General features: G+C 39.2%; 12 protein-coding genes and 1 pseudogene. 8 read left to right on the top strand and 5 right to left on the bottom strand.

Features of this window, described 5'->3' with window-relative positions; translation table 11 throughout:
- Positions 1-138 precede the first annotated feature (138 nt).
- Positions 139-3,051: a M16 family metallopeptidase gene (locus F564_RS0103685; RefSeq protein ID WP_028121418.1), complete on the top strand. Its 2,913-nt coding sequence runs from the start codon at positions 139-141 to the stop codon at positions 3,049-3,051.
- 401 nt (positions 3,052-3,452) lie between these two features.
- Here the strand turns inward: F564_RS0103685 and F564_RS20130 are convergent, their stop codons facing one another.
- The gene (locus F564_RS20130; protein ID WP_076605649.1) at positions 3,453-3,659 is read right to left on the bottom strand and encodes a YqaE/Pmp3 family membrane protein; all 207 of its coding nucleotides are present in this window, start codon (positions 3,657-3,659) and stop codon (positions 3,453-3,455) included.
- A 142-nt stretch (positions 3,660-3,801) separates the two neighbouring features.
- On the opposite strand from F564_RS20130, the gene F564_RS21095 reads away from it, so the two are divergent.
- A complete protein-coding gene (locus F564_RS21095; protein ID WP_262493663.1) occupies positions 3,802-3,927 on the top strand; it encodes a hypothetical protein in 126 nt (41 codons plus the stop codon).
- 129 nt (positions 3,928-4,056) lie between these two features.
- Entirely contained in the window at positions 4,057-4,221 is a 165-nt protein-coding gene (locus F564_RS0103675; RefSeq protein ID WP_028121417.1) for a hypothetical protein, read from the top strand.
- 105 nt (positions 4,222-4,326) lie between these two features.
- Here the strand turns inward: F564_RS0103675 and F564_RS0103670 are convergent, their stop codons facing one another.
- Positions 4,327-4,614 carry a rhodanese-like domain-containing protein gene (locus F564_RS0103670; RefSeq protein ID WP_028121416.1) on the bottom strand — a complete coding sequence of 96 codons (288 nt, stop codon included), beginning with the start codon at positions 4,612-4,614 and terminating at the stop codon, positions 4,327-4,329.
- Between the two features lie 147 nt (positions 4,615-4,761).
- Here F564_RS0103670 and queG point away from each other — a divergent pair, with 147 nt between their 5' ends.
- The 5 genes and pseudogenes from queG (at position 4,762) to alaS (ending at position 10,709) form a co-directional block, all read left to right on the top strand.
- Positions 4,762-5,685, top strand: coding sequence for a tRNA epoxyqueuosine(34) reductase QueG (gene queG, locus F564_RS0103665; RefSeq protein WP_028121415.1), 924 nt, complete (start codon positions 4,762-4,764; stop codon positions 5,683-5,685).
- 233 nt (positions 5,686-5,918) lie between these two features.
- The gene (locus F564_RS0103660; RefSeq protein ID WP_028121414.1) at positions 5,919-6,596 is read left to right on the top strand and encodes a TIGR02117 family protein; all 678 of its coding nucleotides are present in this window, start codon (positions 5,919-5,921) and stop codon (positions 6,594-6,596) included.
- A gap of 171 nt (positions 6,597-6,767) precedes the next feature.
- Entirely contained in the window at positions 6,768-7,412 is a 645-nt protein-coding gene (locus F564_RS0103650) for a murein L,D-transpeptidase catalytic domain-containing protein (RefSeq protein ID WP_028121413.1), read from the top strand.
- 233 nt (positions 7,413-7,645) lie between these two features.
- Positions 7,646-7,903, top strand: a pseudogene (locus F564_RS18655) (GxxExxY protein); the annotation flags it as partial.
- A 202-nt stretch (positions 7,904-8,105) separates the two neighbouring features.
- A complete protein-coding gene (alaS, locus tag F564_RS0103640; protein ID WP_028121412.1) occupies positions 8,106-10,709 on the top strand; it encodes an alanine--tRNA ligase in 2,604 nt (867 codons plus the stop codon).
- A 186-nt stretch (positions 10,710-10,895) separates the two neighbouring features.
- Here the strand turns inward: alaS and F564_RS0103635 are convergent, their stop codons facing one another.
- From F564_RS0103635 to ccoN, 3 genes are all read right to left on the bottom strand, one after another.
- The gene (locus tag F564_RS0103635) at positions 10,896-11,378 is read right to left on the bottom strand and encodes a SixA phosphatase family protein (RefSeq protein ID WP_028121411.1); all 483 of its coding nucleotides are present in this window, start codon (positions 11,376-11,378) and stop codon (positions 10,896-10,898) included.
- Between the two features lie 490 nt (positions 11,379-11,868).
- A complete protein-coding gene (locus tag F564_RS0103630) occupies positions 11,869-12,744 on the bottom strand; it encodes a cbb3-type cytochrome c oxidase N-terminal domain-containing protein (protein WP_028121410.1) in 876 nt (291 codons plus the stop codon).
- A 22-nt stretch (positions 12,745-12,766) separates the two neighbouring features.
- Positions 12,767-15,046, bottom strand: a complete 2,280-nt coding sequence (ccoN, locus tag F564_RS0103625; RefSeq protein WP_028121409.1) for a cytochrome-c oxidase, cbb3-type subunit I — start codon at positions 15,044-15,046, stop codon at positions 12,767-12,769.
- Positions 15,047-15,194: the final 148 nt, after the last annotated feature.

Raw genomic sequence — 15,194 nt, 5'->3', positions numbered from 1 at the left:
GAGCATCTTGCTCGTGCTTAATAAATAACACGAGCTAGAAACTCGCGCCAGCGAAAATAACCCACGTAACAAACCCCAACAATTGGCAACTAATAAAATGTTGCGTAAATTACGCTCCAGAAAAAATAAAAGTATAGTATGAAGAAACTATTTATTTCAATTTCACTCTTATTTATGATGAATGCAATGGCACAGAAATTTGAAACACAAACCAAAACCGACAATCAAGGTTATACTTATGAAACTGTAAAGAACGACCAATCCGGCGTTCGTGTTTACACCTTAAAAAACGGACTGAAAGTCTATCTCGCAAAAAATGATGACGCTCCCAGAATCCAAACTTATATTCCCGTAAAAACAGGTTCCAACAACGATCCTAGCGACAATACAGGACTGGCACACTACCTGGAACATATGGTTTTCAAAGGTACTTCCCATTTGGGAACTCAGGATTGGGAAAAGGAAAAAGTTTTATTGGCACAGATCTCAGATCTTTACGAACAGCACAAAGCGGAAAAAGATCCGGAAAAGAAAAAAGCACTTTACCACAAGATAGACGAGGTTTCTCAGGAAGCTTCCAAATATGCGATTGCCAACGAGTATGACAAGGCAATATCTTCTCTTGGTGCCACCGGAACCAACGCCCACACGTGGCTAGACGAAACCGTTTACAAAAACAACATCCCATCCAACGAATTGGAAAAATGGCTGAAAGTGGAAAAAGAACGTTTCTCAGAATTGGTTTTGAGATTGTTTCACACAGAATTGGAAGCCGTTTATGAGGAATTCAACCGTGCTCAGGATAACGACGGAAGACTGGTAAACTACGCCATGATGGAAGCGCTTTTCCCGAAACATCCAAACGGTCAGCAGACGACCATCGGAACTTCGGAGCATTTGAAAAGCCCTTCTATGGTTGCCATCCACAAATATTTTGATACGTATTACGTGCCTAATAATATGGCAGTGGTATTGGTCGGTGATCTGGACTTTGATAAAACCATCAAGATGGTGGATCAGTATTTCGGGACGTTCAAATATAAAGAACTTCCGATGAAGAAAATGGTATCGGAAGAGCCAATGACCACCGTGGTTTCCAGAACGGTAAAAAGTCCTTCTACACCTAGAATGACTTTGGCCTGGAGAACAGATTCTTACGGAACTCAGGATGCAAGACTGGCGGATATTGTTGCTGAAATTTTAAGTAACAATGGCGATGCCGGTCTCATTGACCTTAATATTAATCAAAAACAAAAAACCCTTGGTGCCGGCGCTTACGAATCGGCTTTCAAAACTTATGGGGCATTTGTGTTGAGTGTGGTTCCAAAAGACGGACAAAGCTTTGACGAGGCTAAAAAGTTATTGCTTGATCAAATAGAATTGGTGAAAAAAGGACAGTTCCCGGATTGGATGCTGCACGCCATCGTTAACGATATGAAAGTCCAGAGAATGAAAGGCTGGGAAACGGCGGACGGATTGGCGACGACTTTATACTCGACTTATATCAACAACAGATCTTGGGAACAAGAATTGGACGAAATCAATCAGTATGAAGCCATTTCGAAAGCCGATGTGGTCAAATTTGCCAACGATTTCTTCAAGGATAATTACGTGGTGGTTTACAAAGAAAAAGGTGTGAATGATAAATTAGTTCGTGTTCAGAACCCTGGTATCACGCCAATCAAACTGAACAGAGAAACACAATCGCCGTTCCTGAAAGAAATCATCAATGCCAAATCGTCTGACATCAAACCTCAGTTTATTGATTTTAATACAGCAATCGCAACTTCAACCATAAAAGATAAAAAAGTAAGCTTCGTTAAAAACAAATATAACGAGGTGGCTCAGGTCAATTATGTGTTTCCTTTCGGGACAGATAATGATAAGGAATTGGCTTTGGGTGTAACAGTTCTTCAATATCTTGGAACGGACAAATACACGCCGGAACAATTGAAGGAAGAGTTCTACAAACTGGGTATTACCAACCAATTTAGAACAACCAATGACCAGATGATCATCGCCCTCAGCGGACTGGAAAGCAATATGAAAAAAGGTGTGGAGCTGATGAACCACTGGATCAACAATGTGAAAGCTGACCAATCCATCTACGACCAGACCGTCAAAACGATCCTGGAATCCAGGGATGTGGCGAAGAAAGACAAAACCAGAATTATGGCAGCACTTACCAATTATGCCAAGTACGGAAAAGAATCCCGTATGACAGATGTGATTTCCAAAGAACGTTTGAAGAGCATCAACGTGAATGAATTGATGTCAAAAATCAAAACGTTGAACGACTTTCCATATGAGGTTTTCCTTTACGGCGAAGATCAAAAAGGTCTTGAAAAAGCAGTGAAACCATACATCCTGGCAACGAAACTTCAGCCTGCAAAAGCCAAAGAGTATACAGAGCTGGCTACGGACGGCAAAGTATATTTCACCGGTTACGATATGGTGCAGATGGAAATGTCCAAAGTGGCAAAAGCAGGCAACGTGAACCTAGCGAACTTCGGTAAGGCAAGTGTTTTCAATGAGTATTTCGGGCGTGGATTGTCATCTATTGTGTTCCAAGAAATCAGAGAAAGTAAATCGCTGGCGTATTCTGCGTACGTTTCTTATGCGAATGCAACAGAGATCAACAAACCGAATTACGTGACCAACTACATCGGAACTCAGGCCAACAAATTGCCTTTGGCAGTTGCTGCAATGAGTGAATTGATGGTAGAACTTCCGCAAATACCGGCTCAGTTCGAGAACGCCAAAGGATCTGCCCTGAAACAGATTGCATCCAACAGAATCAACAGAACTACGATCTTCTACAACCAGCTTTCTCTAAAGAAATTGGGTGTAGACCACGACATCAGAAAAGATGTGTATGCAGAGATCCAAACCCTGACATTACCGGAACTGACCGGTTTCTATAACACCGAAGTGAAGCCATTGTCTTACAACACCGCCATCATCGGAAAAAAAGAAAACCTGAATATGGAGTCCATCAACAAAATGGGAACCTTCACAGAGGTGAGTCTGGAAGAGATTTTTGGATATTGATTCGGATAAATTTTTAAAATAGAAAAGGATGGGCGAGGTGCTCATCCTTTTTTTTATATCTGAAATATACTTATACTTAGAATCACAAAAAGCGTTATCCTTCGTTTTGAATTTTTATTTAATTTTAGCCAAATCTACATCATCAAAGCCAATGGTTATATCATTTATTTTACTAACTATAGAATCAATAAAATCTTCTAACCTAATCAATTCATTTAATCATTGCTCAATCATCATATGTTTCATATAACTTTATGACCCAACTACATACCGCATATATTCGTTTTCAGACTCGAATAATCCAAAATTGATTGCAATTATATTTGAGGGCATCACTTCAGTTTCATTTAACTGCTTTATGTAAATTTAAAGATGTTTTCTTTCCTATCTCCAAAATATACTTAATGATGATTTCTACTCTCCCTTACCGCCCGAATCAACTTCTCATTCCGTTTCTCCGCTCTCTCATTACTCAAAGACATCGTTGCCCAAATCGCAGCGGGAAGCCAACCTAAAACGGTAATCTGCAAAATAAAACAGAGGACAGCGGTGATGATTTTACCACGCAATAAAAAGGAAAGAAAGGGGAATATGATTGCTAATAACATAGTTTTAAGTGTTGTTTAATGGTGACTTCATTTATGATCAGCAATATAAATAAAATAGTCTGCAAATCACATTAATTTTACTTCTTGAAATCCAATTTCAAAAATGGCGCACTTCTTGTAACTTTCTGAGAAATTTAAAATTATGAATCCACGATTGATTAAAACCGTTTTAACTTATGCAGCACCTTTCATCATTGGTTACGTTGTAAAGAAATTTGAAGAAAGACAAGCCAGAAAATCACAGGAAAAAGCATTTCCCAAAGCATAGGAAAGCCACCGCATCAGGTGGCTTTTTTTTGTAACGATCACTCATTATTGATTTGATAAAAATAAGTATTTATTACTAATATAAAGGCTTTGGCGCAAAGTTTGAATTTGTTCAGAAAATATTTACACTATGAAAAAATATATGAATTTCATTCCACTGTTTGTATTAGCAGGGATGTTGACAAGCTGCGAGGCAGTAGAAACTATTTTCAAAGCCGGTATGTGGTGGGGAATCATTGTCGTAGTCGGTATAGTCGCTTTGGTATTATGGTTATTATCAAGGGGTAAAAACTAAAAAAAATCGTCCTAAAATCTTAATTTCAGGACGATTTTAATTTTGTAATCATTCAATCAATTCCCTTTAGGGTGAAAGGTAAAAACTGTTTTTACTATCGGAGACTTAAAGATTATCCAAAACCTCTTTCAGATCATTATAACCGCCGCCGTTGTAAACATCGGTCATTCCTTCAGACTTGAAATATTCTGTTGCTTTCCCGGATCTGTTTCCGGATCTGCAAAAAAAGATTTTCGTTCCGCTAAGGTTTGTAACCTCTTGTTTTCTGTCTTCCAATTCTCCTAAGGGGATATTCTGAGCTTCTTCAATTTGTCCGTCCATTTCCAGTTCCAAAGGTTCACGAACATCGATCAGGTGATAATTTCCGGCTCTTAATACGTCTTCTATTGCCATAAGTGTTATTTTTTACAAGTTTAATATTAACAAAATTACAATATAAATTTTTAATTTCAAATAAAAATTAGGCTCCCTTTAGGGTTGGGGCTAAACGAATTTTTGATTGATTATATCAAATTTTAAAACATTATTTTTGCACTATAAATGAACACCCAAGAGAAATACAGCAAACTGATCAAATCCAAAGCTTTGTCTTTCGGCTTTCAGTCGTGCGGTATTTCCAAAGCCGGTTTTCTGGAAGAAGAAGCGCCCCATTTGGAACAATGGCTCAAGAACAATTTCCACGGCGAGATGCGCTATATGGAAAACCATTTTGACAAACGCCTTGACCCAAGATTATTGGTAGAAGGTTCAAAATCCGTCATCTCTCTCAGTTACAATTACTTTCCGGAAGAACTTCAAACTAATTCTGATTTCAAGCTGGCAAAGTATGCTTACGGCGAAGATTATCATGAGGTTATCAAAGAAAAATTGAGAACTTTGGTGGGCGAACTTCAGGCGGAGATAGGGGAGTTTGCTTTTCGGGTCTTCGTAGATTCAGCGCCGGTTTTGGAAAAAGCTTGGGCCAGGAAGTCAGGACTGGGTTGGGTGGGAAAGAACTCCAATCTCATTACTAAGAAAAACGGATCATTTTATTTCCTTTCCGAGATCATTTGCGATCTGGATCTGGTGCAGGATGATGAAGTCACAGACCATTGCGGAAGCTGCACAAGATGCATTGATGCCTGCCCGACACAGGCGATTGTTTCAGACAAGATCATAGATGGCAGCAAATGCATTTCCTATGCGACCATAGAATTGAAGGATCAGATCCCGGATTTTTTCAAGGATAAGATGGAGGACTGGATGTTTGGCTGCGACATTTGTCAGGATGTTTGCCCGTGGAACCGGTTTTCTGCGCCAACACTGGAAGAGAAATTCCGACCAAATTCTGAGATCAGAAATTTCACAAAACAAGAGTGGAAAGACATCACCCAGGAGATATTTTCATCAGTTTTCAAGAAGTCAGCAGTGAAGAGAACCAAGTTTTCTGGATTAAAAAGAAATCTTGATTTCTTGTCAGAATAAAATCCCGTTCAAATTCATTTTCTTTTCTGAACTCTTTTTGGGGCTACTTTTACTCTAATCGTCTTTCTTTTGTTGGATTGGCTATTTTTTGGCATATCTTGATGTTTTTATGCTAATAAATTTCACCATAAAATTCTGTAAAACCAAGATTTGTTAAAAAAAATTAACATCTTGATTTAATGTCAAAATTTTTGCTAACTTTATCCTTCGCAAGATTCGGGAAACCAAATAAGATGAAAAAAACCTTACTATTAAGTTTTAAAATAATCGGCTTCATACTAGGAGCCGTTTTTTTATATGTAATTTTAGGCATTCTGCTGCCACTAATTCCTGTATCCGCAGAGGAAACCGACGATCCCAAAGTCATCGAAGCCTACATTCTTACCAATGGCGTACATACGGATCTCGTAGTTCCTGTCAAAACAAAATTTATAGACTGGAGTCAGAAATCACCTTACAGCAATACCAAATCTAAACAAGAAAACTTCAAGTTTATCTCTTTTGGATGGGGCGACAAGGGATTTTATCTCAACACGCCTACCTGGGCAGACCTCAAATTCTCTACAGCGTTCAAAGCTGCATTCTGGCTCAGCGATTCGGCGATGCATTGCACGTATTATCATGAAATGAAAGTGGCAGAAGACTGCAAAAAGATAATGCTGACAGAAAAACAATACCAGGCATTGATCAAATTCATCGATAACAAATTCGATAAAGATTCTGCGGGAAACTACCACTGCATAAAAACCGACGCAGTTTACGGAAACAATGATGCGTTCTACGATGCAAAAGGTGCGTATAATTTCACTTACACTTGCAACACTTGGGCCAATGACGGGCTAAAGGCAGCAGGTCAAAAAGCAGCACTTTGGACACCAACGGATTTTGGGATTTTCAGGCATTATAAATAATGTGATCTGAATTTTAAATATTTGGGCAGCTATTTCCGCCTTCCGTTCCCGCTTTTTTTGTCATTGCAAACGAAGCAATCCATAAGTTGAACTTTTTCGCAATTGCAATAACAAAAAAGAGCTCCACTCAAGTCGGGCTGCGATGACTCAACCTTTCAAACCTTTTTTTTAATGAAGTTCATTTTGTGTTTTTTATTTTCAATATCTATTTTTTGCTGTCAAAAAGAAAATTTCAACAAAACGATTCCGATTATTGAGGATTCAGTGGTTGTTGCAAAACCTAAAGTTGCTATTTCAAAAACAAATCAGAAAGCAAAAGAAGCATTAGAATTTTGCAAAACCAATCATTTCAATACCGATTTTTGTATCCTGATTGATATGAGTCTGCATTCCGGACTCAAACGTTTTTTTATTTATGATTTCAAGAAGAACGAAATTTCTCAACAGTATTTAGTTGGTCACGGTTGTGGGAATTCATCTTGGAGCGAGGATTACACAAAAGAAAATCCAAGTTTCAGCAATGAAGACAACAGCCATCTTTCTTCGTTGGGAAAATATAAAATAGGAGCGAGAGGTTACAGCAACTGGGGCATTCACCTCAAATATCTGATGCACGGCCTGGAAGAAACCAACAACAATGCGCTTAAAAGGATCATCGTTTTTCATTCCTGGGAAAAGATGAGTGACGAAGAAGTTTATCCAAACGGTTCTCCGGAAGGTTGGGGTTGTCCCACAGTTTCCAATAATGCTTTTAAAGCAATTGATCCATTGATTAAGAATTCTAAGAAGCCGGTTTTGATGTGGATTTACAATTAAATTTGATTGAAGTTATGTTGCTTGGTGAAAATTTTTAAACGCAAAGCATTTTTAACTCCATTTATATATTTAAGGAAGAAAGGCAGATGAATCTGCAATAATGAAGCTGAAAATAAAAAAAACACAAAGGCATGACAGAAAACGAATTATCCTATAAAATCATAGGAGCGGCAATTGAAGTTCACAGAACTTTAGGAGTTGGGTTACTTCAAAGTGCGTAAGAATCTGCACTTCTTTATCAATTACAACAATTAGGTCTTGACGTAAAAACTCAAGTTTTTCTATCCACAATTTACAAAGGTATCCAGATAGACAAAGCTTACAAAGTTGATATGATAGTTGAAAACAAAGCTGTGCGTGAACTCAATCCAATGGACCATTTTCAAACAAAAACCTATTTGAAATTAACAGGTCTCAAGCTTGCGCTTTTAATGAATTTCAACACGCCACTTCTCAAAGATGGAATCCATCGCATTGTAAACAAGCTATAAAATCACGCTTCCTCAAATCAATTCATTGATTAATCTTTGCTCACTTAAAATCAGAAGACTTACAAAAAATCTTTGCATTTAAAATTCCTATTCAGAAACGATATCGAAATGATACAATAACTGATATTTTAGCCCAAAATTTCTTAAATTCGCAACCTATAAAAAGTAATTAGCAAAATGCTAAATGCCAAAAGCCCAAACTATGACTTCACAAGAAATAAGACAGCAATTTTTAGATTTTTTCAAAAGCAAAGAACATCTCATCGTTCCTTCTGCGCCAATTGTCCTGAAAGATGACCCAACGCTGATGTTTTCCAACTCCGGAATGACACAGTTCAAAGATTACTTTTTAGGCTACAAAGAACCAAAATCTTCCAGAATTGCCGATACACAAAAATGTCTCAGAGTTTCCGGAAAACACAATGACCTGGATGACGTTGGTCGTGATACTTACCATCATACCATGTTCGAGATGTTGGGTAACTGGAGTTTTGGAGATTATTTCAAAAAAGAAGCCATCACCTGGGCTTGGGAATTACTGACAGAAGTTTACGGAATCCCGAAAGAAAACCTATACGTGACCATCTTTGAAGGGGACGACAAAGAGAATCTTGAACGCGATACCGAAGCTTACGATCTGTGGAAACAATTCATTCCCGAAGACCGCATCATCAACGGTAATAAGAAAGACAACTTCTGGGAAATGGGAGCGAGCGGACCTTGTGGACCTTGTTCCGAGATCCACGTCGATCTGCGAACGCCAGAAGAAAAAGCGAAAGTTTCCGGTTTGGAATTGGTGAATAACGATCACCCTCAGGTTGTGGAGGTCTGGAATCTCGTATTTATGCAATTCAACAGAAAAGCAGACGGAAGTTTGGAAAATCTGCCTGCGAAACACATCGATACAGGAATGGGATTTGAACGTCTTTGTATGGCGCTTCAGCACAAAGAATCCAATTATGACACCGATGTTTTCACACCTTTAATTGCTAAGGTGGAAGCACTTTCGGGTAAAAAATATACCGGGATTTTAACGGACGAAAAAGATATCGCAATCCGTGTTGTTGTAGATCACATCCGTGCGGTTTCGTTTGCAATTGCAGACGGACAATTGCCTTCCAACGGTGGTGCTGGTTACGTAATCCGTAGAATTTTGAGAAGAGGAATTTCTTATGCCTACAGATTTTTGGACAGAAAAGAACCTTTCCTTTTTGAGCTGGTTTCTGTCCTTCAAAACCAAATGGGCGCATTTTTCCCAGAACTTGAAAAGCAAGGAAATCTCGTTACAGAAGTGATCAAAAGTGAAGAAGAATCTTTCCTTAAAACCATTGAAAACGGATTAATTAGAGTAGAAAAATTAATTCAACAAACGATATCTGAAGGCAAGAAAGTGTTGCCAAGTGAAGAGGTTTTCGAATTGTATGACACTTATGGTTTCCCTGATGATTTGACAAGAATTATCGCTGAGGAAAAGGGATTGACAATCGATGAAGCTGGTTTCGAAGCAGAAATGGCAAAACAAAAACAACGTTCCAAAAAAGATTCGGCAGCGAAAGTTTACGATTGGGTAGTTCTCGAAGAAAAGCCGGAAACTTTCGTCGGTTACGATCTTTTGGAATGCGAAACTTACATCACAAGATACAGAAAAATAGAAAATAAAGACGGCGAATTTTACCAAGTGGTTTTAAGTAATTCTCCTTTCTATCCAGAGGGCGGCGGACAAGTTGGCGACAAAGGCTTTCTTGAAAATGCAACTGAAAGCTTCGAGGTTCTTGAAACAAAAAAAGAAAACGGATTGATTATTTCGTTAATTAATGGACTTCCGAAAGATGCAGGCGCAATTTTCTATGCAAAAGTGAACGTTGCTGATAGAAAGAATTCTCAGGCCAATCACTCTGCGACGCACTTGTTGCACGAAGCTCTCAGAGAAGTTCTTGGAACACACGTTGAACAAAAAGGTTCTTATGTTGGTCCGGATTATCTACGTTTCGATTTTTCTCATTTCAGTAAAATGACCGAAGAAGAATTGGCTTTGGTTGAGGAAAAAGTGAATGCGAAGATCAAAGAAAATCTGGTACTTCAGGAGTTCAGGAATATTCCAATCCAGGAAGCTTTGGACAAAGGCGCAATGGCGCTTTTTGGTGAGAAATACGGCGATAATGTAAGAATGATTCAATTCGGAAGTTCGAAAGAGTTATGTGGAGGAACGCACGTGAAAAATACAAACGAAATTGGTCATTTCAAATTATCTTCAGAAAGTTCTACGGCAGCCGGAATCAGAAGGATTGAAGCCATTTCTGGAGAGAAATCAGAGGGATATTTTAAGAATCTGGAGACACAAGTTGCTGAGATTTCGCAATTGTTGAAATCAAAAGATCTGATCAAATCCATTGAAAAATTGATGGAAGAAAACACCACTTTAAAATCCGAAATCGACTTATTCAAAAAAGAAAAAGCAAAAGGCGAAATCCAAAACTGGAAAAATGATTTCGAAGATAAAAACGGAAAAAAATTATTAGTAAAGAAAACATCACTGGACGCAGGCTCTGTGAAAGACATTGTTTTCCAACTGAAAAAAGACAATCCGCATTCTGTTATTGTTATTATTTCTGATGCTGGTGAAAAACCAATGGTCACTGTCGGCATTTCTGCAGATTTGGAAGCCACCTATCACGCCGGAAATATAGTGAAAGAATTGGCAAAAGAGATCCAGGGCGGCGGCGGCGGAAATCCGGGATTTGCTACTGCTGGCGGAAAACATCTGGCCGGAATTGAGAATGCTTATCAGAAAGCTTTAGAACTTTAATTTCTAATTGATATGTATGTCCCGAATTTTTCGGGACATTTTGTATTGTCAGTTTTTAGTAAAACAATGATCCAGCAAGCACGGCTGATCTCATATTTTACTTTGATTAAATTTGAATCGATGAACTGCTGCGTTTGGTTTTGGAAACTAAAATGGAACAATCGATCCCGCGAAAAAAGAGAGCAATCATTTAGAAAAATTCTTTGGCGAATAGAAGTATAAAAAAGTTTTTTGGGCGGTTGCAAAATCGCTCCAGTCATCGCAATCGATCTCGTAGCCGACTACACCGCAAGTTGGAAGATTCACGATCTCATCTGTGAGGGAATTGGCAAAGTTGGAGATCCCATTGTTATGAGAGAACAGGGCGACAGAATTAATAGAATGATCCAGACCGAAGATCAGATTTTCAAAATGACGTTCTCTGGGATTGTAAAGCGAAGCATCTGTAGAATAGGACTTCTGATATACCTCCGAAAACAGTTCACAAGTATGCAAAGCCCGCTTTGCCGGACTGGAAATAAAGGTGTCGATATCGATCGATTTTTCTTTTAACAAATGGGCCATCTTAGGCGCATTGATCATTCCCAAATCAGTAAGTGGTCGGTCAAAATCTTGAACATCTACCGGCCAATCGCTCTTGGCGTGCCTCACAAGTAAAAGTGTCTTCATCTGTTTTTTTGTCTATTATATTTTGCGCTCACATGAAATACTTTCCCAGTTTTCATTAACAAATGATTAATAATAATTTAAAATTAGTGAAAAAAAATCAATTAATATCCTTTATCAATAAAATTTGATATATCATTTCTCAAAAGACTTACAGAAAAGGTGCTTCAGTAGAGTTCTTCGTCTTTTCAGATCTCCTTTATGGCAATATTAAATTTGCTTTTGGAGCGCTTAAAACTGAAGATGCCCTACACAGATTTCGGAATGGCTCTATTGCCCAATGTATATTAAGATACTAAAAACCAATCAATTAAATACCAATGATTATCTTTTAGCTCTGGCTGATAGAGTTTTTGCAACGTTCATTTTTAAAGATCAAGCAGTTGCGCACTTATCATAGAAGTTGTTTACGGAGAAAACTATTTTGTCACCGCAGTCGTCGTTTCAAAAAAATGGCAGATGTCTTCCATTTAACCATTTGTTTTATGCACGATTATTCTTGCCAGTCAGCTACTTCTCCCTGTGGGGCCGCACCACCTTCAGCTTGGGCAATAGGCGATTTTTCTCGGTTGATGTGATAGATATAAGCTGCTACTTTCTCTGCATCTCTTCCTGTAATGGTGCCATCCTTTATAAAAGGACGCATTGCAGGATTATTCGGCGAACCATTTTCCAGCATCCAAAACACATTTTTGAAGAGGCTTTTTTGCTTAATATTGATCCAATTCTTATCCGTAAGATTAGGTCCAATGCCACCTTTGCCACCCTCAGAGTGGCAGGAAACACAATTGGTCTTGAAGATCTGTTCGCCTTCTGCAATAAGGTCTGCGTTGTAAACTGCAGATTGTAGATCTACCACCGGTGCCGTCTTTTCATAAGCTTTGATGGATGCCAATGCCATTTTATTCTCATCCCGAAACTCGACATCAGGATGAGCATAATCTGTGAAAGCAAAGGCGATCAGGTAAACTGCACATGAGACCATGGTGAAGTAGAAAAGTCCAAGCCACCACTTTGGTAATGCATTGTCAAGTTCTGTGATCCCGTCGAATCCGTGATCTATAAGAATTTCCTTTTCCTCTGTTGGAGACTGTCTTCGGAACGCTGATTGCCATAGTCTTTGGAAATAGGGGATGGATCGCTCCTTTAAAAAGGCTCTTTTTTCTTCATCGGATAAATTTTTGAAATTATCATTTTCTACCAGGTCGCTTATGGCATCCATAATCAATAGCAGAAGCACGACGCTGACAGTTAGACCCCAGAAGTAGGGAGACCGTAAATAGTCAGCATCTGCAGACATCTGGAAAATAATAACAATAGAGATGACAGCGGCTGTAATGTATATGAATATGGGAGTTCTTGTTTTCATTTAAGTTAAATTTAACACTTGGTTATTTTATGCTTGCAGTTTTCACATTGGTAGTTTTGATATCCGTTCCCAGTCTTTGGAGGTAGGCGATCATCGCAATAATTTCCCGATTCTCTAGTGGGATAAATGCTTCACCTTTTTCACTTTTCTCTTTATCTATCTGGTCTTTCAGGTCAGCTGATTCGGAAAATATCCGCTTAACAATATTTTGTGACTGATGATTGACCCATTGATCCGCAGAATCGATCTCGGCTTTTGTGTAGGGTACATCAAAAGTATTTTTCATCAGATTTAGCTTATCTTTCATCTGGGAACGATCCAGCTCATTCGTGATCAACCAAGGGAAGCGTGGCATTATAGATCCTGCTGAAGTGATCCTTGGATTATACATATGTTTAAAGTGCCAGGAGTCAGGATTCCTTTGACCTTCGCGTTGCAAATCCGGACCTGTTCTTTTTGAACCCCATAAAAAAGGACGGTCGTAAATGAATTCTCCAGCTTTGGAATACTGTCCGTTTTTACCGTCAAATCTCATCACCTCATCCCGGAAAGGCCTTATCATCTGCGAATGGCAGGCATTACAGCCTTCCCGGATATACAGATCACGCCCTTCCAGCTCAAGTGGGGAATAGGGTGTTACTGCGGAGATCTGCGGTACATTGCTTTTGATCGTCAAAGTCGGTAAAATCTCTACCAACCCACCAATTGCAATGGCAACAAAGGCACAAACAGAAAGCAGGTACGGTGTTCTTTCCAGCCAGAGGTGAAGCCCTTCGTCTTGTCGTCTGGAGTTACCGATCGCAGATAGAGCAGGAGCTTCTGCCGGAACATCTTTCTGAAAAGATCCGGCTCTGATTGTTTTATAAACGTTGATGACCATTAAAATGGCACCGCCGAGATAAAATAAGCCTCCCAAAAACCTCATTTTAAAGTAGGGTAGTATGGCTGTCACAGTATCCAACCAGTTTTTGTAAACCAATGTGCCGTCTGGATTAAACTGTTTCCACATGAGTCCTTGGGTAAAACCAGCAATATACATAGGAACGGCGTAAAAAATAATACCCAAAGTCCCTAACCAGAAATGCCAGTTGGCCATTTTTTTGGACCACAATCCAGTTCTCCACATAACTGGAACCAAATAATAGATAACACCAAAGGCCATAAAACCATTCCATCCCAATGCACCTAGGTGAACGTGACCAATCACCCAATCTGTGTAATGACCTATTTTATTAAGAGATTTTGTGGCCAGAAGCGGGCCTTCAAAAGTAGCCATACCATAACAAGTCACAGCAACTACAAAGAATTTGAGTATTGGGTTATCTCTTACTTTATCCCAAGCACCTCTTAGGGTCAAAAGTCCGTTCAGCATACCTCCCCAAGATGGGGCAATCAGCATAATAGAAAATCCTGTTCCTACTGCCTGAGCCCACGCTGGTAAAGCGGTATACTGCAGATGGTGCGGTCCTGCCCACAGATAAACAAAAATCAATGACCAAAAGTGAATAATGGATAGTTTGTATGAAAAGACAGGGCGATCGGCTGCTTTGGGCAGGAAATAATACATCAGACCCAAAACGGGTGTCGTCAGTACAAATGCCACCGCATTGTGACCATACCACCATTGTACCAGAGCATCTTTTACACCAGCGTAAGCTGAGTAGGACTTCCAGCCGGTGAATGACAAAGGTACTTCCAAATTATTGAAGATATGAAGCATAGCTACAGCGATCCAAGTTCCAATATAAAACCATATGGCAACGTACAGATGACGCACACGACGTTTCACAATCGTTCCGAACATATTGATACCGAAAACAAGCCATGAGATCGTAATCAGGATATCAATAGGCCATTCGTGTTCTGCATATTCTTTTGAGGTATTGATGCCCATTAAAAAGGTAATGACAACCGCAATGATCATCAGCTGCCAACTCCAGAAATGAATCCAGGAAAGGGTATCGCTGTACATCCTGGTTTTCAGAAGCCGCTGCATACTGTAGTAAGCACCGCAGAAAAAGGAATTGCAGACAAAGGCAAAAATAACAGCACTTGTATGCAGCATTCTGATCCTGCCAAATCCCATAGCACCCTGCGTATTGATCAAGCCCTGAATATTTCCGCTTCTTAAACTCTGGATGGTGGTGTCGTCCGTTCCAAAGAAAAATTCTGGAAGTTCTGGGTAAAACAGCATCAATGCTGCGGTCAGACCCAATATAAAACCAACAATTCCAAATGTCACAGTCGCATAAAGAAATGCCCTGACAATATGATTGTCATACTGAAATTTTTGTGTCTCCATAATCTAGTGTTAAGGACAAGGATATTATGATTGCGAAAAACCTTTGCATCAGAGGTGACTTGACGCGCACAAATATCATAGTCCAGTTTTTATGTTTTGACAAAGGTATTTAGTAGCTTTGTCTGGAACTATTAGATTTACTTCTATA

The sequence above is a fragment of the Epilithonimonas tenax DSM 16811 genome, from assembly GCF_000428485.1.
Classification (GTDB): Bacteria; Bacteroidota; Bacteroidia; order Flavobacteriales; family Weeksellaceae; genus Epilithonimonas; species Epilithonimonas tenax.
Note: the sequence above shows the minus strand (reverse complement) of the source record. Positions and strands in the feature narration are given on the sequence as shown.